The sequence below is a fragment of the Pseudoxanthomonas suwonensis 11-1 genome (assembly GCF_000185965.1).
Classification (GTDB): Bacteria; Pseudomonadota; Gammaproteobacteria; order Xanthomonadales; family Xanthomonadaceae; genus Pseudoxanthomonas; species Pseudoxanthomonas suwonensis_A.
This window is the reverse complement of record NC_014924.1, coordinates 983,596-1,009,076: the sequence shown is the minus strand read 5'-3', so window position 1 is coordinate 1,009,076 and position 25,481 is coordinate 983,596. Positions and strand designations below refer to the sequence as shown.

Annotated in this window: 21 protein-coding genes; 4 read left to right on the top strand and 17 right to left on the bottom strand. The window is 70.0% G+C overall.

What is annotated here, in order from left to right; all coding sequences use genetic code 11:
• The first annotated feature begins 43 nt into the window (after positions 1 to 43).
• Complete coding sequence (gene bamA / locus PSESU_RS04480) at positions 44 to 2,497, top strand: outer membrane protein assembly factor BamA (protein WP_041763839.1); 2,454 nt, start codon at positions 44 to 46, stop codon at positions 2,495 to 2,497.
• 81 nt (positions 2,498 to 2,578) lie between these two features.
• On the opposite strand, the gene truD is transcribed toward bamA, so the two are convergent.
• The 8 genes from truD to PSESU_RS04440 all read right to left on the bottom strand — a co-directional run bounded on the left by truD (position 2,579) and on the right by PSESU_RS04440 (position 9,450).
• Positions 2,579 to 3,637 carry a tRNA pseudouridine(13) synthase TruD gene (truD, locus tag PSESU_RS04475; RefSeq protein ID WP_013534579.1) on the bottom strand — a complete coding sequence of 353 codons (1,059 nt, stop codon included), beginning with the start codon at positions 3,635 to 3,637 and terminating at the stop codon, positions 2,579 to 2,581.
• 8 nt (positions 3,638 to 3,645) lie between these two features.
• Positions 3,646 to 4,140 carry a 2-C-methyl-D-erythritol 2,4-cyclodiphosphate synthase gene (ispF, locus tag PSESU_RS04470; protein WP_013534578.1) on the bottom strand — a complete coding sequence of 165 codons (495 nt, stop codon included), beginning with the start codon at positions 4,138 to 4,140 and terminating at the stop codon, positions 3,646 to 3,648.
• A 101-nt stretch (positions 4,141 to 4,241) separates the two neighbouring features.
• The gene (locus PSESU_RS04465) at positions 4,242 to 4,613 is read right to left on the bottom strand and encodes a CPBP family intramembrane metalloprotease (protein ID WP_013534577.1); all 372 of its coding nucleotides are present in this window, start codon (positions 4,611 to 4,613) and stop codon (positions 4,242 to 4,244) included.
• 160 nt (positions 4,614 to 4,773) lie between these two features.
• Entirely contained in the window at positions 4,774 to 5,463 is a 690-nt protein-coding gene (gene ispD / locus PSESU_RS04460; protein ID WP_013534576.1) for a 2-C-methyl-D-erythritol 4-phosphate cytidylyltransferase, read from the bottom strand.
• Positions 5,463 to 5,786 carry a cell division protein FtsB gene (gene ftsB, locus PSESU_RS04455; protein ID WP_013534575.1) on the bottom strand — a complete coding sequence of 108 codons (324 nt, stop codon included), beginning with the start codon at positions 5,784 to 5,786 and terminating at the stop codon, positions 5,463 to 5,465. The genes ispD and ftsB overlap by 1 nt, the downstream gene beginning before the upstream one ends.
• Positions 5,787 to 5,796: 10 nt before the next feature.
• On the bottom strand, positions 5,797 to 7,089 hold the full coding sequence (gene eno / locus PSESU_RS04450) for a phosphopyruvate hydratase (RefSeq protein WP_013534574.1): 1,293 nt from the start codon (positions 7,087 to 7,089) through the stop codon (positions 5,797 to 5,799).
• A 290-nt stretch (positions 7,090 to 7,379) separates the two neighbouring features.
• Complete coding sequence (locus tag PSESU_RS04445) at positions 7,380 to 9,044, bottom strand: CTP synthase (protein WP_013534573.1); 1,665 nt, start codon at positions 9,042 to 9,044, stop codon at positions 7,380 to 7,382.
• Between the two features lie 142 nt (positions 9,045 to 9,186).
• A complete protein-coding gene (locus tag PSESU_RS04440) occupies positions 9,187 to 9,450 on the bottom strand; it encodes a hypothetical protein (RefSeq protein ID WP_013534572.1) in 264 nt (87 codons plus the stop codon).
• A gap of 195 nt (positions 9,451 to 9,645) precedes the next feature.
• On the opposite strand from PSESU_RS04440, the gene parE reads away from it, so the two are divergent.
• Positions 9,646 to 11,535, top strand: a complete 1,890-nt coding sequence (gene parE / locus PSESU_RS04435) for a DNA topoisomerase IV subunit B (RefSeq protein WP_013534571.1) — start codon at positions 9,646 to 9,648, stop codon at positions 11,533 to 11,535.
• Positions 11,536 to 11,612: 77 nt separating this feature from the next.
• Here parE and PSESU_RS04430 read toward each other — a convergent pair whose 3' ends face one another.
• The 7 genes from PSESU_RS04430 to araD1 form a co-directional block, all read right to left on the bottom strand.
• Positions 11,613 to 13,715 (bottom strand): glycoside hydrolase family 43 protein, encoded by a 2,103-nt coding sequence (locus PSESU_RS04430; RefSeq protein ID WP_013534570.1) that lies wholly within the window; start codon positions 13,713 to 13,715, stop codon positions 11,613 to 11,615.
• A gap of 40 nt (positions 13,716 to 13,755) precedes the next feature.
• Positions 13,756 to 15,723, bottom strand: coding sequence for a glycoside hydrolase family 97 protein (locus PSESU_RS04425; protein WP_013534569.1), 1,968 nt, complete (start codon positions 15,721 to 15,723; stop codon positions 13,756 to 13,758).
• Entirely contained in the window at positions 15,716 to 16,738 is a 1,023-nt protein-coding gene (yjfF, locus tag PSESU_RS04420) for a galactofuranose ABC transporter, permease protein YjfF (RefSeq protein ID WP_013534568.1), read from the bottom strand. The genes PSESU_RS04425 and yjfF overlap by 8 nt, the downstream gene beginning before the upstream one ends.
• A complete protein-coding gene (locus PSESU_RS04415; protein ID WP_013534567.1) occupies positions 16,735 to 17,799 on the bottom strand; it encodes an ABC transporter permease in 1,065 nt (354 codons plus the stop codon). The genes yjfF and PSESU_RS04415 overlap by 4 nt, the downstream gene beginning before the upstream one ends.
• Positions 17,796 to 19,295 (bottom strand): sugar ABC transporter ATP-binding protein, encoded by a 1,500-nt coding sequence (locus PSESU_RS16535; protein WP_013534566.1) that lies wholly within the window; start codon positions 19,293 to 19,295, stop codon positions 17,796 to 17,798. Before PSESU_RS16535 ends, PSESU_RS04415 begins: the two co-directional genes overlap by 4 nt.
• Positions 19,296 to 19,356: 61 nt before the next feature.
• Positions 19,357 to 20,337 carry an ABC transporter substrate-binding protein gene (locus tag PSESU_RS04405; RefSeq protein WP_013534565.1) on the bottom strand — a complete coding sequence of 327 codons (981 nt, stop codon included), beginning with the start codon at positions 20,335 to 20,337 and terminating at the stop codon, positions 19,357 to 19,359.
• A 282-nt stretch (positions 20,338 to 20,619) separates the two neighbouring features.
• Complete coding sequence (araD1, locus tag PSESU_RS04395; protein WP_013534564.1) at positions 20,620 to 21,621, bottom strand: AraD1 family protein; 1,002 nt, start codon at positions 21,619 to 21,621, stop codon at positions 20,620 to 20,622.
• A 159-nt stretch (positions 21,622 to 21,780) separates the two neighbouring features.
• On the opposite strand from araD1, the gene PSESU_RS04390 reads away from it, so the two are divergent.
• On the top strand, positions 21,781 to 22,731 hold the full coding sequence (locus PSESU_RS04390; protein WP_013534563.1) for a LysR family transcriptional regulator: 951 nt from the start codon (positions 21,781 to 21,783) through the stop codon (positions 22,729 to 22,731).
• 158 nt (positions 22,732 to 22,889) lie between these two features.
• Here the strand turns inward: PSESU_RS04390 and PSESU_RS04385 are convergent, their stop codons facing one another.
• The gene (locus PSESU_RS04385) at positions 22,890 to 23,816 is read right to left on the bottom strand and encodes a Gfo/Idh/MocA family protein (protein ID WP_013534562.1); all 927 of its coding nucleotides are present in this window, start codon (positions 23,814 to 23,816) and stop codon (positions 22,890 to 22,892) included.
• Positions 23,817 to 23,876: 60 nt separating this feature from the next.
• Positions 23,877 to 24,935, bottom strand: a complete 1,059-nt coding sequence (locus tag PSESU_RS04380; RefSeq protein ID WP_013534561.1) for an aldose epimerase family protein — start codon at positions 24,933 to 24,935, stop codon at positions 23,877 to 23,879.
• 312 nt (positions 24,936 to 25,247) lie between these two features.
• Here PSESU_RS04380 and PSESU_RS16395 point away from each other — a divergent pair, with 312 nt between their 5' ends.
• Positions 25,248 to 25,448: a hypothetical protein gene (locus PSESU_RS16395; RefSeq protein ID WP_203415178.1), complete on the top strand. Its 201-nt coding sequence runs from the start codon at positions 25,248 to 25,250 to the stop codon at positions 25,446 to 25,448.
• Positions 25,449 to 25,481: the final 33 nt, after the last annotated feature.

The window sequence follows — 25,481 nt, the reverse complement described above, 5'->3', positions numbered from 1 at the left end:
CCGGCGATCCTGCCCCCGTTACCTGTTTTCCACCGGATGTGACATGACGCGATTCCCCGTTCGCCGCCTGCTCGCCCTCGCCCTCGCCTCGTCCCTGAGCCTGTCGGCGATGGCGCAGACGGCCGAGCCGTTCACCGTCGCGGACATCCGCATCGACGGGCTGCAGCGCATCGCGGCCGGCACCGTGTTCACCTACCTGCCGGTCGAGCGCGGCGAGGTCCTGGACCAGGGCCGCGCCGGCGAGACCGTGCGCGCCCTGTACCGCACCGGCTTCTTCGAGGACGTGCGCGTGGACCGCCAGGGCGACATCCTGGTGATCACCGTGACCGAGCGCCCGGCGATCAACAAGCTCACGCTGACCGGCAACAAGGACATCAAGAGCGAGGACCTGCTGCGCGGCCTGAAGGACATCGGCCTGTCCGAAGGCGAGACCTTCGACCGCCTGGCCCTGGACCGCGTTACCCAGGAACTGACCCGCCAGTACAACAACCGCGGCAAGTACAACGTCCAGATCACGCCCACGGTCAGCCCGCTGGACCGCAACCGCGTGGACGTGACCATCGACGTCAAGGAAGGCAAGGCAGCCAAGATCCGCCACGTCAACCTGGTCGGCGCCGACACCTTCGACAATGAGCAGATCCTGGACAGCTGGGAGTCCAAGGAAAGCTCGTGGCTGTCCTGGTACCGCCGCGACGACCAGTACTCCAAGGAGAAGCTCTCCGGCGACATGGAGAAGCTGAACTCCTGGTACCTGGACCGCGGCTACGTCGACTTCAACATCGACTCCACCCAGGTCTCGATCAGCCCCGACAAGCGCGAGATGTACCTCAGCACCTCGGTCACCGAGGGCGAGATCTACAAGATCTCCGAGATCAAGGTCACCGGCGACACCATCCTGCCGCAGGACGTGGTCGAGCGCATGGTGATCCCGAAGGCCGGCGACACCTTCTCGCGCGTGCTGCTGGAAGCCAGCGCCGACGCCATCACCAATACCCTGAGCAACATCGGCTACGCGTTCGCCCGGGTGAACCCGGTGCCGACCCCGAACCGCGCCGACCGCACCGTGGCGATCAACCTGCAGGTGATGCCGGGCCCGCGCGTCAACGTGCGCCGGATCGTGTTCAAGGGCAACTCGCGCACCGCCGACGAGGTCCTGCGCCGCGAGATGCGCCAGTTCGAGAACTCCTGGTACTCGCAGGCGGCGATCGACCGCTCCACCGTGCGCCTGCGCCGCCTCGGCTACTTCGAGACGGTCGAGGTCGAGACCCCGCAGGTCCCCGGCAGCGGCGACCAGGTCGACGTGGTGTTCAACGTCAAGGAGACCACCTCCGGCAGCTTCGTGTTCGGCATCGGCTACTCGCAGCTGGCCGGCATGACCGCGTCGATCCAGCTGTCGCAGAACAACTTCCTCGGCGGCGGCAACCGCGTGTCGGTCGAGGCGCAGCGCAGCGACTACCTGCAGCGCTATGCGTTCTCCTACGTCAATCCGTTCTTCACCGACGAAGGCGTGTCGCTGGGCTACAACGTCTGGTGGCGCGAGCTGGACTACTCGGACTTCAACACCGCCCAGTACAACAGCACCAACGCCGCGGTACAGACCGTGCTCGGCCTGCCGATCACCGAGCACAGCTCGGTCTCGCTGCTGTTCGGCATCGACAGCAACCAGATCCAGGCCTGGTCCGGCTACACCCCGCAGTCGATCGTCGACTACCTCGACGCGGTCGGCCAGCGCACCTTCCACGCCTGGCGCACCGAACTGGGCTGGGCGCGCGACACCCGCAACGACTTCTTCATGCCGACGCGCGGCACCTACCAGCGCCTGGGCCTGGAGACGACCCTGCCGGGTTCGACCGCCGAGTACTACAAGATCAACTACGAGTTCTCGCGCTACTGGCAGCTCAGCCCGGCCTTCGTGCTGCGCACCGGCCTGGACCTGGGCTACGGCGACAGCTACGGCAGCGACACCGTCCGCAACCTCTGCTACACCCCGCCGAGCCTGGTCGACACCGACGGCGACGGCAAGGCCGACACCTGGGTGCCGGGCGACGCGCCGTCCAGCCCGTGCCTCCCGGATTCGTCGGACTACCGCAAGACCGTCTCCGCCTCCGGCCTGCCGTTCTTCGAGAACTTCTACGCCGGTGGTACCCGCTCGGTGCGTGGCTTCCGCGACAACACCCTGGGCCCGCGCTCGGAAGTCATCGCCGGCTACCGCGGCCAGGCGCTGGGTGGCTCGCTGAAGACCGTCGGCCAGCTGGAAATGGTGTTCCCGAAGCTGTTCGACAGCAACGCCGCGCGCGTCTCGGCCTTCGTCGACTTCGGCAACGTGTTCAACGGCGTGGACGAGTTCGACACCGGCGAGCTGCGTGCCTCGGCCGGCGTGGCCCTGCTGTGGCGCGCCCCGGTCGGTCCGATCTCGATCAGCTACGCCTACCCCTTCAAGAAGAAGGAGGGCGACGAGATCGAGCGCCTGCAGTTCACTTTCGGCGGCGGCTTCTGACCCTGGCCGCATGACCGTGGAAAGCAGAAGGGCGCCGCAAGGCGCCCTTCCTTTTTGTCCGCGCGATGGGAGGCCCTGCCGTCAGGGCTTCTCCGGCGCAGCCTCGTCACCCGGCGTGGCCGGACGCGCCGCCGCGTCCTCGATCGTGCCCAGCTGTTCCAGCACCGAGGTGGCATAGCAGCCGGACGGCAGCGAGAACGCCAGCTCCAGCACGCCGGCCTCCAGCCAGCGCCAGGCCAGGTCCTGCGGGCGCAGGCGCAGAGCGCGGCGCTCCTGGTCCAGGCCGGCGCGCTCGAGCCCGTCGCGCAGCCGCAGCGAGACCGGGTCCGCGATCGCCTCCAGCTCAAGCGCCTGGCAGGCCCCCTCGCTGCGCAGGCTGCCGCGGCCCCACAACGGGCCGCTGGGATGGATGTCGAACGCGGCCAGGCGCTCGGCGATCTGCCCGCTCATCGGCTCCGGGCCGAACACGCTGCGGCTGCCCTCCAGCGCCCAGACCTCGCCGTCCAGGCCACGGTCCCAGCTGCCATCGGCCACGCGCGCGGCCAGGACCTGGTTGAACAGTGCCGAACGCGCCGCCGACAGCAGCATCGAGCGCTGCTCGCGCCCCACCCGCTTGCCGCCGAACATCGCCAGCGCCTTGGCGATATTGCCGCCCTCGTGTCCGAAGCGCTGTCCGCCGAACGCGTTGGGTACGCCACGGGCGGCAATCTCCTGCAGCCGCGCCTCGACGGCATCGCGCTCGCCCTGCACGCCGCGCAGCACCAGCACGAAGCGGTTGCCGGCCAGCGCACCGCGCGGCAGCTTGCGCTTGTGCCGGGCCTGGGCCAGCACGCGCAGGCCGTCGCGCTCCAGCGTCTCCAGCGGCGGCGCCTCGCGCCCCGGCAGCTGCACGCTGAAGCGTTGCACGGTCACCGCATGGCGGTCCTTGAGGCCGGCATAGCCCACCGCCACCTCCGGCACCCCCGCCCAGCGCGCCAGCTCGCCGGCGACGAAGGCGGTGTTCATGCCTCGCTTCTCGATGGTCAGCAGCAGGTGTTCGCCGTCGCCGCTGGCTTCGAAGCCATCCAGCTCCTCGACCCGGAAATCCTCGGGCACGCTGCGGATCCGCGCCGCCAGTACCGGCGCGCCGAACGCCTGCATGGCCCCGCTCACGCGCGCACCAGCAGGGCCACGGCCTGGGCGGCGATGCCCTCGCCGCGGCCGGTGAAGCCCAGCTTCTCGCTGGTGGTGGCCTTGACGCTGACCGCGTCGACGTCGACGCCGCAGGTCTCGGCGATGCGCTGGCGCATCAGTGCCGCGTGCGGGCCGACCTTGGGCCGCTCGCAGACGATGGTGATGTCGGCATTGCCCAGCTTCCAGCCACGCTCGCCCACCAGGGCCACGCAGTGGCGCAGCAGCCCCAGGCTGTCGGCCCCGCGCCAGCGTTCGTCGCTGGGCGGGAAATGCACGCCGATGTCGCCCAGCGCCAGCGCGCCCAGCAGCGCGTCGCACAGCGCATGCAGCGCAACATCGCCGTCGCTGTGCGCGACCACGCCGTGGTCGTGCGGCACGCGCACACCGCCGAGCATGATGTGGTCGCCCTCGCCGAACACGTGGACGTCGTAGCCCTGGCCGATGCGGAAGGGAGCGGTATCGATTGCCATGTCGCGGTTTTCCGGTTGTCGCCGGAACGGCCCGGCACGTCGGCCGCTATTGTGCCTCGCCCTGCGCTGCCCTGCCCCTTGCGGACCAGGGCAAGAAGACCTCAGCCGGATACCGCCACGATGCAGCACGCCAGCAGGTTCTGCACCGCATGCGGCAGCGCGGCGGCTGCCAGGGCATGCCGGAACGAGCGCTGCCGCCACGTCATCCAGCCGCAGGCAAAGACGAAGAATGGGAACCAGGTACCGAAGAACCAGAACGGGGCGAACAGGCCGTGCAGCAGACCCCAGCCGATACCTGCCACGAGGGCCCTGGCCGGAATGCTCCAGCGCTCCGGCATGAGCCAGAGCGTGCCGCCCAACAGCAGGGATTCCACCACCGGCGCGATCACCACCGCCCCGAAGAAAAGCCGCCAGCCGGACCCCGGGTCCACGCTTTCCAGCTCATCCGGCGCCACACCCGCAAGCGCCAGCACCCCGAAGGGCCAGGAACAGGCTCGCCAGCGCCCCGCACACCGAGATCGCACCGGCAAACAGTGATCGCTGGAACAGGCGATGGTCAGGCGGGGCCAGCAGCACATCACGAAGATGGAGCCACGCTTTCCGCACCACGACCTCCCTGTCGCGCGGCGGGGTTCAGCGCCGCGAAAGCTCGAATTCGAACCGCGCCAGGTCGGCCGGGGTGGTGACCTTGAAGTTGTCCTCGCGGCCTTCCACCAGCAGCGGGCGCAGGCCCTGGCGCTCGAAGGCCATGGCCTCGTCGGTGACTTCCACGCCCTCGGCCGCGGCGGCCTCCAGCGCGCGGGTCAGCTGCAGGCGGCGGAACAGCTGCGGGGTCAGCGCGCGCCACAGGCGCTCGCGCGGCTCGGTGCCATCGATTCCGCCGTCATCGCCGGCGCGCTTGAGGGTGTCGCGCACCGGTGCAGCCAGGATCGCGCCGACCGGATCGAGGCGGCCTCGCTCCAGCAGCCGGTCCAGGTCGTCCAGCGCCAGGTTGGGCCGGGCGGCGTCATGGACCAGGACGAAATCGTCGGGACGCACGGATTCGGGCAGCGCCTGCAGCGCGGCCAGCACCGAGGCGGCGCGGCTGTCGCCGCCGGTGCAGGCCAGCAGCGGCTTGCCACGGTATTCGTGCCAGCCGGGCCAGCGCGGATCGTCGCCGGACAGCGCCAGCACCACGCCGGCCACCGCCGGGTGCGCCAGCAGCGCGTCCAGGGTGTGGACCAGCAGGGGCCGGCCGGCCACTTCCAGGTACTGCTTGGGGATCTCGCCGCCGAAGCGGGTGCCCCGCCCCGCCGCAGGAACCACGGCCCAGATGCTGCCCATCAGCGTTCCTCCGGGGCCGGCACCGGCGGCGGCAGCGGACGCGGCTGCGAATCCTCGACCACGCGGTAGAACACCTCGCCCGGCTTGATCATGCCCAGCTCGCTGCGGGCGCGTTCCTCGACCGCGGCCACGCCCTCCTTGAGGTCGCGCACCTCGGCCGCCAGCGCGGCGTTGCGCTCCTCCAGGCCGGAGTTCTCGCGGCGCTGGTCCTCGACCTGCGCCGCGAGCGCGGTGACTTCGCCCGCGTTGCCGATGCCGAACCAGAGCCGGTACTGCAGCCATCCCAGCAGGACGACCAGCCCCAGGAGCACCCATCGCAACACGGGCGATTCCTCAGCGCTTCAGCGAGACGAAGGCGTCGCGGCCGGCGTAGCGGGCCGAACCACCCAGGGCCTCCTCGATGCGCAGCAGCTGGTTGTACTTGGCCACGCGGTCGCTGCGGCAAAGCGAACCGGTCTTGATCTGGGTCGCGGTGGTGGCGACCGCAATATCCGAGATCGTGGTGTCCTCGGTCTCGCCCGAACGATGCGATACGATCGAGGCGTAGTTGGCCTTGTGCGCCATGGCGATGGCGTCCAGGGTCTCGCTCAGGGTGCCGATCTGGTTGACCTTGATCAGGATCGCGTTGGCGGTACCCGAGTCGATGCCCTGCTTGAGGATCTTCGGGTTGGTCACGAACAGGTCGTCGCCGACCAGCTGCACCTTGCTGCCGACGCGGTCGGTCAGCAGCTTCCAGCCGGCCCAGTCGTCCTCGGCCAGGCCGTCCTCGATGGTGATGATCGGGTACTGGGCGACCCAGTCGGCCAGGAAGTCGACGAACTGCTCGGAGGACAGGCGTTTGTTCTCGCCGACCAGGTGGTACTTGCCGTTGTCGAAGAACTCGCTGGAGGCGACGTCCAGGCCCAGCAGCACGTCCTCGCCGGCCTTGTAGCCGGCCTTGCCGATGGCCTCGAGGATGGTGTCCAGGGCTTCCACGTTGCTGCGGAAGTCCGGGGCGAAGCCGCCCTCGTCGCCGACCGCCGTGCTCAGGCCGTGGCCCTTCAGCACCGACTTCAGCGAGTGGAAGATCTCGGTGCCGGCGCGCAGGGCCTCGGAGAAGGAGGAAGCGCCGACCGGCAGGACCATGAACTCCTGGAAGTCGACGTTGTTGTCGGCATGCGCACCGCCGTTGATGATGTTCATCATCGGCACCGGCAGCGAGACATTGGACTCGGTGATGCCGGAGATGTACTGCCACAGCGGCTGCTTCTTCGAGGCGGCCACGGCATGGGCGGCGGCCAGCGAAACGCCCAGCAGCGCGTTGGCGCCCAGGCGGCCCTTGTTCTCGGTGCCGTCCAGGTCGATCAGGCGGCGGTCCAGGCCCTGCTGGTCGGCGGCGTCGAAGCCGGCCAGCGTCTCGGCGATGGCGCCGTTGACGTTGGCGACCGCGTTCTTCACGCCCTTGCCCAGGTAGCGGGTCTTGTCGCCGTCGCGCAGCTCCACCGCCTCCTTGGTGCCGGTCGAGGCGCCCGACGGCACCGCGGCGCGGCCGAAGGAACCATCGGCCAGGGTGACCTCGGCCTCCAGGGTGGGGTTACCGCGGCTGTCGAGGATTTCGCGGGCGTGGATCTTGGCGATGCTGGTCATTGGGATGGCAAGCGTCCGGTGGGTGGAGTCGCCCCGAAGTTTAACGGAGCGCGCGCCTTCCTGCCGCGGTTTCGCCGTGTTTTCCGCCACTTGCGGCCGGGACGTCGGTTGCCAGGGAAAGCAATCGCCTGGCGCCCCAGGTCCGCCCTGCCCGCGAGCCACGAGCCACGGCGGCCGGGCAAAGGGATGACCGGCGACGGGACGCCCGCGTCGCCGGCGGAATGCGGATAAAGAAAGGGCCGGGTCACCCGACGGTGGCCCGGCCCTCATGTCCGACCTGGAAACATCGCTTACGCGCGCGCTTCCTTCAGCAGGCTGCCGCCGGCCTTCTTCTCGCGCGCGGCGCGGATGAAGCCGACGAACAGGGGATGGCCCTCGCGCGGCGTGGACAGGAACTCCGGGTGCGCCTGGCAGGCCAGGAACCACGGATGCTCGTCGCGCGGCAGCTCCACCACCTCGACCAGGGTATCGTCCATCGACTTGCCCGCGATCACCAGGCCGGCGTCCTCCAGCTGGGTGCGGTAGCGGTTGTTGAACTCGTAGCGGTGGCGGTGGCGCTCGGCGACCACATCCTTGCCGTACAGCTCGCGTGCCAGGGTGCCCGGCTTGAGCCGCTGCTCCTGCAGGCCCAGGCGCATGGTGCCGCCCAGGTCGGACTTCTCGTCGCGCTTCTCCACGTCACCGGTGCTGGTGCGCCACTCGGTGATCAGGCCGATCACCGGGTGCGGGCACTGCTTGTCGTTCTCGGTGCTGTTGGCGCCTTCGAGGCCGGCGCGGTGGCGGGCGAAATCGACCACCGCCGCCTGCATGCCGTAGCAGATGCCGAAGTACGGGATGCCGTGCTCGCGCGCGAACTTCGAGGTCAGGACCTTGCCCTCGAAGCCGCGGTCGCCGAAGCCGCCCGGGACCAGGATGCCGTCCACGTCGGCCAGCAGCGCCTCGGCGCCTGCGGTCTCCATGTCCTGCGACTCCAGCCACTTCAGGTTGACCCGGGTGCGCTGGCGCAGGCCGCCGTGCTTGAGCGCCTCGCCCACCGACTTGTACGCGTCCTTGTGGTCCACGTACTTGCCGACCACGGCGATGGTGACCTCGTCCACCGGGTTGACCGTGGCGTCGACCGCGGCCTCCCACTCGTGCAGGTCGGCCGGGCGCGGCGGCTGCAGGCGCAGGCGGTCGACCACCAGCGCGTCCAGGCCCTGGGCGTGCAGCTCCAGCGGCAGCTTGTACAGCACGTCCACGTCCTGCACCGAGATGACGGCGCGCTCGGGGACGTTGGTGAACAGCGCGATCTTGCGGCGCTCGCCGTCCGGCAGCGGCTGCTCGGAACGGCACAGCAGCACGTCCGGCTGGATGCCGATCGAGCGCAGCTCCTTGACCGAGTGCTGGGTCGGCTTGGTCTTCAGCTCGCCGGCGGCGGCAATCCACGGCACCAGGGTCAGGTGCATGAACAGCGCCTTCTCCGGGCCGCGCTCGGCGCGGATCTGGCGGATCGCCTCCAGGAACGGCAGCGACTCGATGTCGCCCACGGTGCCACCGATCTCGACCAGGGCCACGTCGTAGCCCTCGGTAGCCTCGTCGATGCAGCGGCGGATCTCGTCGGTGATGTGCGGGATCACCTGCACGGTCGCGCCCAGGTAATCGCCGCGGCGTTCCTTGCGGATCACGGCCTCGTAGATCCGGCCGGTGGTGACCGAATTGCGGCGGCTCAGGCGGGTGCGCACGAAGCGCTCGTAGTGGCCCAGGTCCAGGTCGGTCTCGGCGCCGTCGTCGGTGACGTAGACCTCGCCGTGCTGGAACGGGCTCATGGTGCCCGGGTCCACGTTGATGTACGGGTCCAGCTTCATCATCGTGACCTTCAGGCCACGGGTCTCGAGGATGGACGCGAGCGAAGCGGCCGCGATGCCCTTGCCAAGCGAGGACACGACGCCGCCGGTAACGAAAATGAGGGGAGTCATCTGACGGGGCTCCGGAAAGCCGTAGTTTACCGGCTCGACCGCCCGAGCCCAAGCCGGCGGGAGGCCAGCCACTGCCGGCCCCCAACGAAAAAGCCCGCCGGACAAGGCCGGCGGGCCGGAAACAGCTGCTGAACGGGGCGCGTCAGCGGCGCTCGCGGGCCTTCTCTTCCTCTTCCTCGCGGGCCGGGCGGGCCTTGTTGCGGGGATCGGTGCCGGAGCGGGCGGCCTCGCGGCGCTTGGCGCGCTCGTCGGCCTCGGCGTTGTCCCGGGCCTCCTGGGCCTTGTGCTCGGCCAGTGCGCCCTGGCGGTCGCGCGGCGGGGCCTGGCGCTCCTGGGCCAGGGCCGGGAGGGCGACGGCCATGGCCACCACGGCGGCCACGCCGGTCCAGATCAGGCGTCGGTTCATATGCATTCCTCCACTTCGGGGGTCTTCGGCCGCCGCCCCGGGGGAGGCGCCGGCCACGGCTTCCGCCGCGCGTACCTTATACGTCCGCGCGCCCGACGCCGCCATGAACAGGGGTCCGGGCACCTTCCTGCGGGGGTGCAAAAACGGGAGACAGGCCGCACACTTGCGCGTCTTTCCGCGTCACCCGAAGGTTCCATGAGCAGCCGCTACAACGCCGCCGACATCGAAGTCCTGTCCGGCCTGGACCCCGTCAAGCGCCGGCCCGGCATGTACACCGACACCTCGCGCCCCAACCACCTGGCGCAGGAGGTGATCGACAACGCGGTGGACGAGGCGCTGGCCGGCCATGCCCGCACGGTCGAGGTTACCCTTTACCGCGACGGCAGCTGCGAGGTGTCCGACGACGGCCGCGGCATGCCGGTGGACATCCACCCCGAGGAGAAGATCCCGGGCGTGGAACTGATCCTTACCCGCCTGCATGCGGGCGGCAAGTTCAGCAACAAGAACTACACCTTCTCCGGCGGCCTGCACGGCGTGGGCGTGAGCGTGGTCAACGCGCTGTCCACCCTGGTCGAGGTGCACATCAAGCGCGACGGCGCCGAGCACCGCATCGCCTTCCGCGACGGCAACCGCGCCACCCCGCTGGAAGTGGTCGGCACGGTGGGCAAGAAGAACACCGGCACCCGGGTGCGCTTCTGGCCGGATCCGAAGTACTTCGACAGCCCGAAGATCAACGTCCGCGCCCTGCGCCACCTGCTGCGCGCCAAGGCCGTCCTGTGCCCGGGCCTGACCGTGAACCTGTTCGACGAGGCTTCCGGCGAGCGCGACAGCTGGCATTACGAGGACGGCCTGCGCGACTACCTCAGGAACGAGCTGGCCGGCCGCGAACTGCTGCCGGCGGACCTGTTCAGCGGCGCCCTGAAGAAGGAAACCGAGGTGGTGGACTGGGCGGTGGCCTGGATCCCCGAGGGCGAGCTGGTCCAGGAGAGCTACGTCAACCTGATCCCCACCGCCCAGCACGGCACCCACGTCAACGGCCTGCGTACCGGCCTGACCGACGCGCTGCGAGAGTTCTGCGACTTCCGCAACCTGCTGCCGCGTGGCGTCAAGCTGGCGCCGGAGGACGTGTGGGACCGCGTCGCCTTCGTGCTGTCGCTGAAGATGACCGACCCGCAGTTCAGCGGCCAGACCAAGGAGCGGCTGAGCTCGCGCCAGGCCGCCGGCTTCATCGAAGGCGCGGCGCACGACGCCTTCAGCCTGTGGCTCAACCAGAACGTGGAGATGGGCGAGAAGATCGCCCAGATCGCGATCGACCGCGCCAGCGCGCGGCTGAAGACCGAGAAGCAGGTGACCCGCAAGAAGGTCACCCAGGGCCCTGCCCTGCCCGGCAAGCTGGCCGACTGCATCAGCCAGGACCTGTCGCGTACCGAGCTGTTCCTGGTCGAGGGCGACTCGGCCGGCGGCAGCGCCAAGCAGGCCCGCGACAAGGACTTCCAGGCCATCCTTCCGCTGCGCGGCAAGATCCTCAACACCTGGGAAGTGGCCTCCGGCAGCGTGCTGGCCTCGCAGGAAGTGCATGACCTCGCGGTGGCCATCGGCTGCGATCCGGGCAAGGACGACCTCACCGGCCTGCGCTACGGCAAGGTCGTGATCCTGGCCGATGCCGACTCCGACGGCCTGCATATCGCCACCCTGCTGTCGGCGCTGTTCCTGCGCCACTTCCCCGCCCTGGTCGCCGCCGGCCACGTGTTCGTGGCGATGCCGCCGCTGTTCCGCGTGGACGTGGGCAAGCAGGTGTTCTACGCCCTGGACGAGGAAGAGAAGCGCCTGCTGCTGGAGAAGATCGCCCGCGAAAAGATCAAGGGCCAGGTCAGCGTCACCCGCTTCAAGGGCCTGGGCGAGATGAACCCGCAGCAGCTGCGCGAGTCCACCATCCATCCGGACACCCGCCGCCTGGTGCAGCTGACCGTCGACGACGGCGACCAGACCCACTCGCTGATGGACATGCTGCTGGCGAAGAAGCGCGCCTCCGACCGCAAGGCGTGGCTGGAAACCAAGGGCGACCTGGCTTCGCTGGAAGTGTGAAGGGCCGGGATTCGGGATTCGGGATTCGGGATTGAGGATTCGCGGAAACGTAGCGTGGGCGGGGCCGCTGGCCGAAGCTAGTCCTCCGCCAGCCGCCACACCAGCACGGTACCGTCGCGACGGTCGGGGCGCGTACCCGGCCGGTCGGCGGCATAGGGCTCGCCGCTGCCCGGCAGGATGCCCAGGTAGCGGTGGGTCTTCATCGACAGCAGCATGAACTGGCCGCGCAGCAGGTCCTGCCACATGAAGCGGCTGTCCAGCGAATGCTCGGGCAGCAGGCGCACGTCGGCGGACAGGCCGATGCCGGCCACGGTCAGGAAGCCGCTGCCATCCATGGCTTCCAACGCCACCTGGCCATTGCCGCGGTCGTGCACGCGGAAGCGTGCGTCCGGTGACTTCGCCCTGTCGTCGTCGGCCGCCAGCGGCTGCACCACGCCCAGCGGATGCACGCTGGCGACGCTGCCATCGCCCAGGTTCTCCAGCCTCACCACCTTGCCCAGCGGGATATTGCGCGAGCGGTCGGCCAGCGGTTCGCGCAGGTCGAAGCGGTCGAAGTCCGCATGCCCGCCCTCGTGGCCGGCGCTGTTGTAGGCGAACAGCGCATAGCGCGAACCCTGGAAGGTCTTGAGCTGGTACGGCAACCGCACCGGGCCGCCGATATCTTGGAACCGGCGCCCGTCCACGCTCCAGGAAAACCACGCCAGGTCCTGGTCATGGTCGCCGCGCACGCGCAGGTGCACGCGCGCCTTCGGAAGGGGCACCTCGACCCGGCGATCCCCGGCCTGCGAATACCAGCGCAGCATGCGCCGCCCGTCCTCCTGCACCACCGCCAGCCAGGCCGCCGGCATGTTCAGCAGGCCAAGTCCGGCCACATCGCCCCGCTGCAGTCCTGCCGCATCCAGCACCACGGTGGCGGTGGCCTCCGGGCCCATCACCCGCTGGGTGAGGGTATTGCGCGCATGCAGGAAGCCCTCGGCCGGCAGCGCATGGAGGCGCAGGTGGCCGCGGCGTTCGCGCAGCGACCACTTGCCGTCCAGCGGCTGGTGGTTCCACTGCCATACCGGCTGCAGTTGCGCCCCATCGAAGCTGTCGCTGCGCGCATACGGCGCATGCGGCTGCACGTCCAGGTCGACACGCGGCTTGATCCAGGTACGCGGTGAACGCCCAAGGTTGCCCGGCAGGCCGAAGTACGGCCAGCCCTCGTGCCAGGTCACCGGCGACAGGAAGGTGGTCCGGCCGATCGACTTGAGGTCCATCATCGAGAAACCCCACCAGCTGCCGTCCGGCGCCTGGACGATGCCGCCCTGGTGCAGCGGCACCGCGCCCAGCGCGTTGTCGCCGGGCTTGTGCGAGGAGAACGCGGCGCCGTCGGCCGGGATCGGCGAACGCTGGCCCACGCTGTCCTCCCACCAGCCGCGCTGGAAGCCCATGCTCTCGCTGGCACTGATGGCCACCGTCTCCCACGGACCGTCGAGGCTGTCGGCGCGCGCGGCCTGCATGCGCCCGACCGGGGCATAGTTGGCGCTGATGATGTAGTAGCGCCCGTCGACCTTGTAGAAGTGGTGGCCCTCGCCCATGCCATTGCCGGCCGGGATCAGCACCCGCTCGCTGCCTTCGACCACGCCGGACAGGTCCGGCTTGAGTTCGACCAGCCGCACCTCGTTGTAGTTGAACACCGCCCAGACCCGGCCGTCGTCATCGAACAGCACCGACAGGTCGTGCAGGTTGCGGTCCATGACCGTGTGCTTCCACGGTCCGGCTGGATCCTCCGCGGTGAACACGTGCAGGCCGCGCTCGTTGATGTTGGCGAAGATATGGAAGCGGCCGTCGTGGTGGCGCAGCACCGGCGCCCAGATGCCCTGGCCGTACATGTCCTCGCCGTCCTGGAGCCGGTACTCGGGCCCTTCAGGGAACGAAGGCATGGCGTAGGACACGAACTCCCAGTTCACCAGGTCGCGCGAGCGCAGCACCGGCAGGCCCGGCACCGCGTGCATGGTGGTGCCGGTCATGTAGAACCAGTCGCCGACGCGGATCAGGTCCGGGTCGGAGAACTCGTCATGGAAGACCGGGTTGGTGTAGGTGCCGTTGCCGTTGTCGGCGGTCCATGTCGCCGGTGCGGCGATGGCCTGGGCGCCAGCTGCCAGCAGGGACAGCAGCAGGAGAACTCGCGCGAACACCATGGTTTACCTCCGGCGCGGCGCGACTTCCGCGCCGCCACGCTCAATCCAGCTGCAGCACGAACCCGCCGGCAGCCGGCAGCTCCAGTTCCAGCGGCTTGCCGGGCGCGAACTCCACCCGTCGCTGGGCGAAGCCCGGCGCATCGCCGCCATCGGTGACCAGCAGGCCGCGCTGCACCCCGCCGCCCAGCCTGTCGGCGTCGAGGATGAGCTTGCGCGGGCCGGGGCCGGCGTTGATACCACCCACGAACCAGCGGCCATCACCCTGGCGTGCAAACACCGCGTACTGGCCGGGATAGCCGTCCAGGAAACGGCTGTCGTCCCACACCTCGGGCAGGCCAGCGAGGAAATCGCGCACGTAGCCAGGCACCTGGGCCATGCCCTCGGCGGTCTCGGCGTAGTGCTGGATGCCGGAGAAGAACAGCACCGACTGCGCCAGCTCGAACGCCGGGCGGGTGCGCCGCTGCACGCGGTCGTTGAGCTTGACCATCGCCAGCGGAGTGAAGTCCATCGGGTCGAACACGTTGCGCGTGAACGGCAAGGTTGCCGCATGCACCGGCACCTGGTCGGCATTGCCCTGTTCGAAGGTGGCGAACTCCAGTCCGCGCACGGCCTCCATGGTCTGCAGGTGCGGCCAGGTGCGCTGCCAGCCGCGTGGCAGCGTCGAGCCGTGGAAATTCATCTGGAAACCATGCGGCGCGGCATCGGCCAGCAGGTCCAGGTAGTAGGCGATCATCGACGAGCCATCGCCCCCGAAGAAGTCGATCTTCAGCCCGGCCACGCCCATCGCCTGGAGTTTCTTGAACTCGCGCACGCGGCTGGCATGGTCCAGCAGCTTGCTGCGCGGGGTCTGCGGCGCCTCGTTCCAGTCGCCGGCCGAGTTGTACCAGACCAGCACCGAGACATCCTTGCCATGTGCATGGTCGATCAGCTCGCGCATCTTCGGCTCGCCGATCTGGGTATCCCAGAGCGCGTCGACCAAGGTGTAGCGCCAGCCCATGCGCGCGGCGTAGTCGACGAACTGCTTCTGCACCTCGAACACGGTGGATTCATCGCCCAGCAGCGGCCAGCTCCACGAGGCCTTGCCCGGCACGGAGGTCGCGGCCACCGCGGGCGGATCGGCGAGGTCTGTGCCGAGGGTGGAATCGACCACCGTGGCCAGGTCGCCCACGGCCACGATCCGCCATGGCGAACGCCACGGGAAACTGTCGATCCACGGCAGTGCAGCGCCGCCTGGCAGCGCCTCGCGTTCGTCGGGGAAGCCGATCAGGTACTCGCCCGGGGTCGCACCGTCGAGCAGGCGGCTGCCGGCATCGCCGCGGCGCAGGCTGCCCTCGCTCAGCAGGATCCAATCGCCGCCCGCACGGAACAGCGCCGGGAACGCCCAGCCATGGCCCATCGGCGTGGGCGTGCCCACCCGCACGTCCTGCAGGTAGTACTCCTCGTACGAGGGATTGGTGCGGCCGAAGCCGGTCTTGGGTTCGGCCAGCGGCTGCAACCACGCGTGGGCATCGGCCGGCAGGCGGAAGCTCGCGGCATCGCGCTTCCAGGTCTCCAGCCCGGGCACGGCCCGCGCCAGCTCGTAGCGGAATGCGGCGCCGTCGTTGGATACCTGCCAGGCGACCGCCAGCGTGTGCCCCTGCGCGTCCTTCCAGTGGAACACGCGGCGGTTGGCGCGGTACTGGTTGTGGCGACGCTTGCCGGACAGCAGCTCGTAGTCGTCGGCCACCGGCTGGACCGGATCGACGCCGGCAAAGGCCAGCCCGCGGGACAGGTCCACGCCCTCGCCCACCATGCCCAGCGGCGACGGTGCGACCACCTCGCGACCCTGGCGCAGCAGGCGCCAGGTGGGACGCCCGTCGTCATCCAGCGCCATCTCCACCTGCAGCGTGCCGTCGGGACTTGCGACATCGCCCAGCGGCGTCGCCGCCTGCAACGGCAACCAGGCGCCCAGCAACAGCATCGCCAGCAGCGCACGCATGCCGCGCGCGCGGATGGAAACCTCAACCATGACCGCCTCCGCTGGTGGGGCTGCGCCGCGCCAGCAGGCGCTGCAGCAGGCAGAATGCCAGCAGCAGCACGCCGATCGCGATGCGCGTCCACCACGAGCTCAGGGTGCCGTCGAACACGATCAGGGTCTGGATCAGGCCCAGCACCAGCACGCCGAACAGGGTGCCCAGCACGTAGCCGCTGCCACCGGCCAGCAGGGTGCCGCCGATCACCACCGCGGCGATCGCGTCCAGCTCCAGGCCCATGCCGTGCAGGCTGTAACCGCTGAGCATGTAGAAGGTATAGACCACGCCGGCCAGTGCCGAGCAGAAGCCGCTCAGCGCATAAACCTTGATCAGGGTCGAATCCACCGGCAGGCCCATCAGCGCCGCCGACTGCTCGCTGCCGCCGATGGCATAGACCGTACGCCCGAAGCGAGTCGAGCCGGCCAGGACCACGCCGGCGACGACGATGGCCACGGCCACCAGTGCCGCCACGGAAAGCGAGACCCCGCCGCCCAGCGGCACCCGGGTGCTGGCCACGGCCACGTGGAAGGCGTGGGTGATGCCGATCGAGTCCACGCTGACCAGGGTCGCCGCGCCGCGCGCCAGGAACATGCCGGCCAAAGTGACCACGAACGGCTGCAGCCGGTAGCGCTCGATCAGCACGCCCATCAGCGCACCGAAACCGGTGCCCAGCGCCAGCACCGCCGGGATCGCCGCCAGCGGATGCCAGCCATGCTTCTCGACCAGGCTGGCCAGCAGCACCGTGGTGAACGCGACCACCGCGCCCACCGACAGGTCGATGCCGCCGGTGAGGATCACGAAGGTCATGCCGACCGCGACGATCAGCAGGAAGGCGTTGTCGATCAGCAGGTTCAGGAACACCTGCGGCGACAGGAAACCCTCGTACAGCACGCCACCGGCGGCGGACATGGCCACGAACAGGGCCAGGGTCACCGCCAGCGACAGCAGGCCCGGCTCACGCAGCCGGCGCAGCAGGTTGCCGGCACCCGGCGCACGCATCGCGACGCTCATGCGCGGGCCTCCCTGCGGCTGAACAGCGCCCTGGCCTTGGCCCGGAACTGCGGCGACTGCAACAGCAGCACCGCGGTCACCAGCAGCGCCTTGACCACCAGGTTGACCTGCGGCGGCACGCCGATGGCGTAGATGGTGGTGGTGAGGGTCTGGATGATCAGCGCGCCCAGCAGGCTGCCGGCCAGGCTGAAGCGCCCACCGGCCAGGGCGCTGCCGCCCAGGGCCACGGCCAGGATCGCGTCCAGCTCCAGCAGCTGGCCAGCGTTGTTGGCATCGGCGCTGGCCACGTTGGAGCTGACCAGCAGGCCGGCCAGGCCGGCGGTGAAGCTGCAGAAGACGTACAGCGACAGGGCGATGGCACGGGCGCGGATGCCGGCCACGTGGACCGCCGAGGGGTTGTGGCCGATGGCGCGCACGAACAGGCCCAGTGCGGTGCGGTCCAGCAGCAGCTTCACCGCGACGAACACCACCGCCAGCACGAACACCGAGAACGGCAGGCCGAGCAGGAAGCCCTTGCCCAGGAACGCGTACGGCGCGTAGTAGATGGTCAGGATCTGGCCGTCGCCAATGAGCTGGGCCACGCCGCGCCCGGCCACCATCAGGATCAGGGTGGCGATGATCGGCTGCATCCCGACCTTGACCACCAGCACGCCGTTCCACAGTCCGCACAGCGCCGCCACGGCCAGCGCCGCGGCGATCGCGCCGAACAGCGGCGCCAGCCCTTCGCTGCCACCGGCCTGCATCCGCGCGATGGTCCAGGCCGCGACCGTGGCACTGATCGCCAGCACCGCGCCCACCGAGATATCCAGGCCGCGCACTGCGATCACCAGGGTCATGCCCAGCGAGACCAGCGCCAGTGGCGCGGCGCGGTTGGCGATATCGACCAGGTTCCCGTACAGGTGGCCGTCGCGCCACTGCAGGGACAGGAAGCCGGGATTGAACAGCGCATTGCCCAGCAGCAGCAGGACCAGCGCCAGCGCCGGCCACAGCAGCGGATGGGCCATCAGCCGCTCGCGCAGCGCGCGCGCCGGCTGCACCTTCGAAGCCTGCATCTCGCTCATGCGTGCCCCGCGATCAGGTCCAGCACCTGGTCGCCCTCGGCGCCGCCCTCGAGCTCGCCGGCCTTGCGCCGCTCGCGCAGTACCGCGATGCGGTCGCCCAGCCGGGTCAGTTCCTCGATCTCGGCGGAAATGAACAGCACCGCCATGCCCTGCCGCGCCAGCTTCACCACCTCGGCCATGATCTCCTGCTTGGCGGCGATATCGATGCCGCGGGTCGGTTCGTCCAGGATCAGCAGCTTCGGCTGGGTGGCCAGCCAGCGCGCCAGCACGACCTTCTGCTGGTTGCCGCCGGACAGCGCCCCCACCGGGGTCTCGATGTCGGCGGTCTTGATGCCCAGCAGCTGCACGAACTCGCGCGCCAGCTGCTCCTGGCGCGCCAGGGGCAGCGCACGCCACCAGCCACGCCGCGCCTGCAGTGCCAGCACGATGTTCTCGCGCACCGACAGTCCGGCAACGATGCCCTCGGTCTTGCGCTCCTCCGGGCACAGCGCCATGCCGCGTGCCACCGCCTCGGCCGGATGCTTCAGTTGCACCGCCTCGCCACCGATGCGCAGCTGCCCGGCATCGGCGCGGTCAAGGCCGAACAGCAGCCGCGCCAGCTCGGTGCGACCGGAGCCGAGCAACCCGCCCAGGCCCAGTACCTCGCCGGCACGCAGCTGCAGGTCCACCGGATGCAGCGCGCCACGCCGGGCCAGGCCCTGCGCCTCGACCACGACCTCGCCCACCTGGGCGGACCCGCCGGCCTCGCGGCCGCCGGCCAGCGCGACCTCGCGACCGACCATGGCCGTGACCAGCGCGCCCTGCGGCAGCTCGGCCGCGGCGTACTCACCGACCAGGGTGCCGTTGCGCAGGACCGTAATCCGGTCGGAGACCGCGTACACCTGGTCGAGGAAGTGGGTGACGAACAGGATCGCCATGCCCTCGTCGCGCAGGCGCCGCATCACCGCGAACAGCGCCTGCACCTCGTCCTCGTCCAGGCTCGAGGTCGGCTCGTCCAGCACCAGCACCTTGGCCTGCACGCCCAGCGCGCGGGCGATGGCCACCATCTGCTGCACCGCCACCGGGAAGCTGCCCAGGGTGCGGTCCACGTCGATGTCCAGGCCCAGCCGCGCCAGCAGCCCGCGTGCACCGGCGCGCACCTTCGCCCAGTCGATCAGGCCGGTCCAGCGCCGCCTGGGATAGCGCCCGGCGAACAGGTTCTCGGCCACCGACAGGTTCGGGCACAGGTTCACTTCCTGGTAGACCGTGCTGATGCCCAGCGCCTGCGCCTCCAGCGGGGTCGAGGGCGATACCGCACGCCCGTCCAGTTCGATGCTGCCGGCATCCGGCCGCTCGACGCCCGTGACCAGCTTGATCAGGGTCGACTTGCCGGCGCCGTTCTGGCCCATCAGCGCGTGGATCTCGCCGGCGCGCAGGGCCAGCCCGGCACCGTCCAGCGCTACCGTGGCCCCGAAACGCTTGCGCAGGCCGGAAGCCTGCAGCACCACGGGCTTCATGCGGCGCCCTCCCCCCGGCGGGCGCCGCTGCGTGGCTGCACGGATGCCTGCTGCGACCGCATCAGTACTTGCGGTTCGGCAGTTCGGCCGCGGCCTGGTCCATGGTGTACACGCCTTCCTCCACGGTCACGCGCCTGGGCACTTCGCGCCCGGCGTGGACGTCCCGGATCAGCTGCGCCAGCTGCTCGCCCAGCAGCGGATTGCACTCCACCGTGGCGTTGAGCTTGCCGGCCTTCATCGCCTCGAACGCGCCGCGCACGCCGTCGATGGAGACGATGCGGATGTCGCTGCCCGGCTTCAGGCCGGCTTCCTCGATCGCCTGGATGGCGCCGATGGCCATGTCGTCGTTGTGCGCGAACAGCACGTCGATGCCGCCGTTCTCGGCCTTGATGAAGGCTTCCATCACTTCCTTGCCCTTGGCGCGGGTGAAGTCGCCGCTCTGCGAGCGCACGATCTGGAAGCGGCTGTCGCCCTCGATCACTTCCTTGAAGCCGCGCATGCGGTCGTTGGCCGGGGCCGAACCCACGGTGCCCTGCAGTTCGACGATGCGGACCGGACCGGTCTTGCCCTCGCTGTCCTCGATCAGCCAGCGCGCGGCGCGGCGGCCTTCCTCGACGAAGTCCGAGCCGATGAAGGTTACGTACAGCGACTCGTCGGAGACGTCGACCGCGCGGTCGGTCAGCACCACCGGGATGTTGGCGGCCTTGGCCTCGCGCAGCACGGTCTCCCAGCCGGACTCGACCACCGGCGAGAACGCGATCACGTCCACGCGCTGGGCGATGAACGAGCGCAGCGCCTTGATCTGGTTCTCCTGCTTCTGCTGTGCATCGGAGAAGCGCAGGCGGAACTCGGGGGCGACCAGCGCCTCCTTGACCGAGCGGGTATTGGCCGTGCGCCACTCGCTCTCCGCGCCGACCTGGCTGAAACCGACGGTGATCGGCTTGCCCTCGCCGCCTTCGCCGCCGCCCTCGCCACCGCTGCCGGAACAGCCGGCCAGCGCCACGGCGCCCAGCGCCAGCATCCCGAACAAGAACTTCCTCATCGCTCCCTCCCGATCGATTCGTTGTTGTGCCGCGTGCCGCGACCCTCGTCGCGGCTGGCTACGCATGCCCTCCAGCATGCGCGGCCGCGGTTGGCCTTCAGGCCGATGCAAGGGCGGTCGCGACCGCCCTCCTTGACTCCACCGCGTGGCGATCCTGCCTGCGCGGCCAATAATCCGAAACCTCGCGCCCCCCGAAGGGTACGTGGGGATGGACCGCGGCGGTAGGCGGGTTGGCCCTCACCATGCCCTGCCCTCGCCAGGCTCCCGCCGGGTCCTGCGCGCTCAAAGCGCGCGCACGCCGCCGGGCACGAAGCCGGCGGGCGCGACTTCCAGCGGATTGGCCAGCGCCGCGCCCATCTCCGGGATCTCGATCTCGAACACGTCGCCCGGACGGGTGCTCACGCCATCGGCGAAGCTCAAGGTGGCGGTGCCGAAGAAGTGCAGGTGCACGTCGCCCGGACGGCGGTGCGCGGCGTACTTGAAGTGGTGGTACTCCAGGTTCTCCAGCGAGTGGCACATGTTGGCCTCGCCGGTGAGGAACGGCTTCTCCCACACCACCTTGCCGTCGCGGCGCAGGCGGCTGGTGCCGCGCAGGTCGCGCGGCAGCGGCCCGGTGCGCAGCTCCGGTCCGATCGCGCAGGCGCGCAGCTTGGAATGGGCCAGGTACAGGTAGTTCTGGCGCTCGGTGACGTGGTCGGAGAACTCGTTGCCCAGGGCGTAGCCGAGGCGGTGCGGGGTACCGTCCGGGCCGATCACGTACAGGCCCACCAGTTCCGGCTCCTCGCCGCCGTCGCGGGCGAACTCCGGCGAAGGCAGCGCCGAACCCGGCGCGACCAGCACCTGGCCGTCGCCCTTGTAGAACCACTCCGGCTGCGCGCCAGCGGTGCCCGGGGCCGGCATGCCGCCCTCCACGCCCCACTGGAACATGCGCATGGAGTCGGTGAGCGTGCCTTCCTCGGCCGACTGCTGCAGCTTCTGGTGCATGGCGTCGCGGGCGGCGGCGCTGCCCAGGTGGGTCAGGCCGGTGCCGGTGACCAGGCAGTGCGCCGGGTCGGGATGGTGCAGCGGGTTGAGCACGCGGCCTTCGCGCAGCAGTTCCGCGTAGTCGAGGGTGGCGGCGCCGAGGGATGCGGTGGCCTGGGCCTCCAGGCTGCGTCCGGCGGCGATCGCGGCATTGGCCAGGGCCCAGGTCGACTCGACGCCATCGAGCAGGCGCACCAGGTCGCCCTCGACCACGCCGACGCGGATGTCTCCGCCATCGCCCCTCAGCTGGATCAATCGCATCGGCCGCCCTCGTCATGGATGGGAAGGCATGCCGCTTCCGGGAGAGACGGAAGCCACCGCGCATGCCCTGGCGCCGATTCTGACGGCAGGACGAATATGCATCCAATCCAAATTCATGCATAACATATATAAACATTCGTATCGGCCGGAGTGACATAAGTGCCCCAGAACGTGCCGTGGTTCGTCCGTGCCCGCCTCAAGACCCGGCAGCTGATGCTGCTGATCGCGATCGACGAGGAAGGCAACATCCACCGCGCCGCCGAGACCCTGGCGATGTCGCAGCCGGCCGCCTCCAAGCTGCTCAAGGACCTGGAGGACATGCTTGGGGTGTCGCTGTTCGAGCGCCTGCCGCGCGGCATGCGCCCGACCTGGTACGGCGAGGCGATGATCCGCCACGCCCGCATCGCCCTGGCCAGCCTCGGCGAGGCCGGGGCCGAGCTGGAGGCGCTCAAGGGCGGCTTCGCCGGCAGCGTGGCCATCGGCGCGATCGCCGGTCCGGCGATGAGCCTGCTGCCGACGGCGCTGGCGCGGGTGGCGCGCGAGGCCCCGGAGCTGCGGGTGTCGCTGCTGGTCGAAAGCTCTGACGTGCTGCTGGAACGGCTGCAGCAGAACCGCCTGGATTTCCTGGTCGCACGCCTGTTCGAGCAGCACGACAAGACCCACCTGCAGTACCAGGCCCTGGCCAAGGAGGAGATCTGCGCGATCGTCCGCCCCGGCCACCCGATCCTGGAACGCAACCGCCTCGACCTGCCGACCCTGGCCAAGGCCAGCTGGATCGTGCCGCCGGAAGGCAGCGTGCTGCGCCACCGCTTCGAGCTGATGTTCCGCGGCGCCGGCCTGCAGCCGCCGCGCCACGTGCTGTCGACCACCGCCCTGGTGTTCATCACCAAGATGCTGCAGGAAAGCGACTACCTGGCCGTGGTCCCGGTGGACGTGGCCCGCCATTACGCCGGGCACGGGATGGTGAAGATCCTGCCGGTGGAGCTGTCCTGCCAGATGGACTCCTTCGGCATCATCACCCGCAGCGACTGGCTGCTCTCCCCCGGTGCGCGCAAGGTACTCGAAGCGCTGCAGCGGGCAGCCAACGAGGTTTACGGGATGCCGAGGTAACGGCGCTTCCCTCTCCCGACAGCTGCAGCCCGGACGAGGCCGGAGGCCGCATCCGGAATGATCGCCACGACGCAGCCAGGCACATACCGCCTGCCGCGGATGCGCTTCGCTTCCCGGGCTACGGGTTACGTCCTACGCCCGCGGGGTAAGGGCACATCTCAGTCGTGGAACGGCTCGACCACTACGCGACGCCCGAGCATGAACGCATCCGCCACATGCCGCAGCGGCGCCAGGTCCACGTCCGACCCGCCGGCACGGATCAGCCTGGCGAAGTGGCGGTACAGCTCCGGATACTCCTGCTCCGGCTCGGCGTGGACCACCTCGCCATTGACCGCCAGCCGCGAGCCTCCATGCGACAGCAGCATGCTGCCCGCATCGGTCTCCGCCTCGATATCCCAACTCTGCGGGCCGGTCTGGCGCCAGTCGAATTCGGCCTGCAGGTCCAGCCCTTCCGCGTCGGTGAAGCGGATCGCGGCCGCGATCGGCGCGGCGCGGTTTTCCGGGAACTCCAGCGTCGCCTCCGTCGCGAACACCGCCCGCGGCAGGATCCTCGTGACGATGCTCAGCGCATTGATGCCCGGGTCGAACACGCCCAGGCCGCCGGCCTCCCAGATCCAGGCCTGGCCCGGATGCCAATGGCGCACATCCTCCTTCCAGGTCACCCGCATCGAACGCACGGTGGTGCCGGCCAGGAACGCACGCGCGGCCTCCACCGCCGGCGCATGCCGCGAATGCCAGCTGGCAAACAGGCTCACCCCGCGTTCCTTCGCCTGCGCGGCCAGGTCCTCGACCTCGGACAGGGTCGCGCCCGGCGGCTTCTCCAGGAACACGTGCTTGCCCGCGGCCAGCGCCTTCACCGCGGCGGCATAGCGGTACTGCGGCGGCATGCACAGCGACACCGCCTCGACCTCCGGCACTGCCTCAAGCATCTCCTCGATGGTGCCGAAGTTTGCGATGCCGTCGACCTTGCCGTTGCGGCTGGCGGCGGCGACCAGGCGGTAGTCGGCATTGGCCGCGACCGCGGGCAGGTGCTGGTCGCGCACGATCTTGCCGACTCCGACGATGGCGAGGTTGATGCTGGACACGTGCGGGTTCTCCAGGGAATCAGTGCTTGGTGATCGGAAATGATGACGGCGCGACGCGGCTCAGGCCTGCGCCAGTGCCGCCTCCACCCCGCTCCACTCGCGGCCCGGCCCGGGCGCGGCGAAGCGGTAGTCGATGACGCGGCGATACACCTCGCCCGGACGCAGCACCGCCTGCGGGAACTGCGGCCGGTTCGGTGCATCCGGATAGCCCTGCGGCTCCAGGCACAGGCCGCGGCCCAGGCCCGGGTGCTGGCGGTCCAGCGCGTGGCCGTCGTAGAGCTGCAGCGCCGGCGCGTTGCAGTCGATGCGCAGGGCGATGCCGCTGTGCGGCGAGTACAGCAGGGCGCAGGTGGTCGCGCCCTCCTCCAGCACCAGGCAGTGGTCGTAGCCGCCGGCCGCGTCCAGCTGCGGATGCCCTGAAGCGGCCGCGGCATCCAGCGTACGCGCGACGCGGAAGTCGAACGCCGTGCCGGCGGCGTCGGCGACCTCGCCCAGCGGGATCAGCTCGCCATCCACCGGCAGGAAGCCGCGGGTCGGCGACTTCAGCCACTGCGCCGAGGCCGGCACCGAGGCATCGCCGGCCAGGTTCCAGTACGGGTGGTGGGTCGGGTTAAACGGGGTCGGCGCGTCGCAGGTCGCTTCCAGCTCCAGGCGCAGGCGGGCGCCATCGATGCTGTAGATGGCGCGCATCCCGAGGTTGCCGGGATAGCCCTCCTCGCCGTCGGGCGAGTGGTAGCGCAGCTCCAGCCGCGCTTCGTCGTGCGCATGCACCTGCCACAGCCGCCGGCCGAAGCCGAGCATGCCGCCGTGCAGGTGGTTGCGGCCCTCGTTCGCGCTGACGCGGCAGGCCTGGCCATCGAGGGTGAACGCGGCCCCACCGATGCGGTTGCCGAAGCGCCCGACCACGATGCCCTGGTAGGACGGATCGGCGAAATAGGACGCGGCATCGGGCAGGCCCAGCACCAGCGGCACCGGTCCCTGCGCGCCGGCGAACTCCAGCCGCGCCAGGATGCCGCCCAGGTCCAGCACCTCGGCCCGCAGCGCGCCGCCCGCGCCGAGCACGTGCGCGTGCACTACGCGGCCGTCGTCGAGCCTGCCGAAAGATCGCCTCTGTGCCATCCGTCTTCCCTGTCACCGGCCACTGCAGGCCGCGCGGCAGGATAGCGGCCGCCCGCCATGCCCACCAATCCCGCAGGCGACATGCCGGCCTTGCGAAACGGAATACTTCGCGCGCGCGAGGCCGCCCCGGAGCGGATACCGGTTCGGGTATCCCTTGGCGCCACAAATTCATTGGCAGGTTATGGCAGCCCCCTCTATGCTCGGGCCAGCTTCCCCTGCGCCCGCCGCACCCCACGGGAAGCCCGACGGCGCAACCGCGCCGGCACAACTCGCGATCGCAAGCGTCTGGACGTAGACCGGGAGGGGTTGAAGGTGACGACGCCCGCACTGGACGGCATGCCCGCATGCCGCGACGCCGGCCTGCTGCCCGCAGGACCGGAAGCCCTGCCGGCCAAGGCAGGCACCGCCGATGCCGCCATCCGGCCGGCCACGCGCTTGTCCGCTATCCACTCCACCACCCTTTCCACGCGCCATGCTGCCGCGACCCCGCGCAGCGCGCGCCTGCCCACCTGACCAACGCCATCCCCGTTCCCGACACGAGGCAAG

Excerpts from the sequence above, each read along its gene's own strand:
- bamA (WP_041763839.1), top strand. The coding sequence starts at position 44 with ATGACGCGATTCCCCGTTCGCCGCCTGCTCGCCCTCGCCCTCGCCTCG.
- truD (WP_013534579.1), bottom strand. The coding sequence starts at position 3,637 with ATGCAGGCGTTCGGCGCGCCGGTACTGGCGGCGCGGATCCGCAGCGTG.
- ispF (WP_013534578.1), bottom strand. The coding sequence starts at position 4,140 with ATGGCAATCGATACCGCTCCCTTCCGCATCGGCCAGGGCTACGACGTC.
- ispD (WP_013534576.1), bottom strand. The coding sequence starts at position 5,463 with ATGGGCAGCATCTGGGCCGTGGTTCCTGCGGCGGGGCGGGGCACCCGC.
- eno (WP_013534574.1), bottom strand. The coding sequence starts at position 7,089 with ATGACCAGCATCGCCAAGATCCACGCCCGCGAAATCCTCGACAGCCGC.
- PSESU_RS04445 (WP_013534573.1), bottom strand. The coding sequence starts at position 9,044 with ATGACTCCCCTCATTTTCGTTACCGGCGGCGTCGTGTCCTCGCTTGGC.
- PSESU_RS04440 (WP_013534572.1), bottom strand. The coding sequence starts at position 9,450 with ATGAACCGACGCCTGATCTGGACCGGCGTGGCCGCCGTGGTGGCCATG.
- parE (WP_013534571.1), top strand. The coding sequence starts at position 9,646 with ATGAGCAGCCGCTACAACGCCGCCGACATCGAAGTCCTGTCCGGCCTG.
- PSESU_RS04430 (WP_013534570.1), bottom strand. The coding sequence starts at position 13,715 with ATGGTGTTCGCGCGAGTTCTCCTGCTGCTGTCCCTGCTGGCAGCTGGC.
- PSESU_RS04425 (WP_013534569.1), bottom strand. The coding sequence starts at position 15,723 with ATGGTTGAGGTTTCCATCCGCGCGCGCGGCATGCGTGCGCTGCTGGCG.
- yjfF (WP_013534568.1), bottom strand. The coding sequence starts at position 16,738 with ATGAGCGTCGCGATGCGTGCGCCGGGTGCCGGCAACCTGCTGCGCCGG.
- PSESU_RS04415 (WP_013534567.1), bottom strand. The coding sequence starts at position 17,799 with ATGAGCGAGATGCAGGCTTCGAAGGTGCAGCCGGCGCGCGCGCTGCGC.
- PSESU_RS16535 (WP_013534566.1), bottom strand. The coding sequence starts at position 19,295 with ATGAAGCCCGTGGTGCTGCAGGCTTCCGGCCTGCGCAAGCGTTTCGGG.
- PSESU_RS04405 (WP_013534565.1), bottom strand. The coding sequence starts at position 20,337 with ATGAGGAAGTTCTTGTTCGGGATGCTGGCGCTGGGCGCCGTGGCGCTG.
- araD1 (WP_013534564.1), bottom strand. The coding sequence starts at position 21,621 with ATGCGATTGATCCAGCTGAGGGGCGATGGCGGAGACATCCGCGTCGGC.
- PSESU_RS04380 (WP_013534561.1), bottom strand. The coding sequence starts at position 24,935 with ATGGCACAGAGGCGATCTTTCGGCAGGCTCGACGACGGCCGCGTAGTG.